Source organism: Pantoea sp. GbtcB22 (assembly GCF_019091025.1).
In the GTDB taxonomy this organism is placed as follows: Bacteria; Pseudomonadota; Gammaproteobacteria; order Enterobacterales; family Enterobacteriaceae; genus Pantoea; species Pantoea leporis.
Map to the genome: position 1 here is coordinate 1 of NZ_JAGXKB010000274.1, position 266 is coordinate 266.

General features: G+C 54.1%; 1 pseudogene. It reads right to left on the reverse strand.

Features of this window, described 5'->3' with window-relative positions:
- Positions 1-128: 128 nt before the first annotated feature.
- Positions 129-266: pseudogene (locus KVT28_RS27935) on the reverse strand (M55 family metallopeptidase); the annotation flags it as partial.

Here is a 266-nt window from a genome sequence, read left to right on the forward strand (position 1 = left end):
CAGGTTAGCAAAATTCAGCAGGAAATGCGGACCGACCTGATGACGCTATTTTCCACATCGCGCAATAAATTGGGCCGCTACGGTATGTGCACATATTGGGAGCGGCGCGATTTATCGCACATTTTACATTACGACTGCGTGGTCGCCAGATAGGTGAAGGCGCTCAGCAGGCTAATCAACGTGTTCATGTCATCCGCGCGAGAGCCAACGGTGACCGCGTCAATGCGCGTCACGCCGGGAATCAGGCTGAACAAATCCGCCAGCAC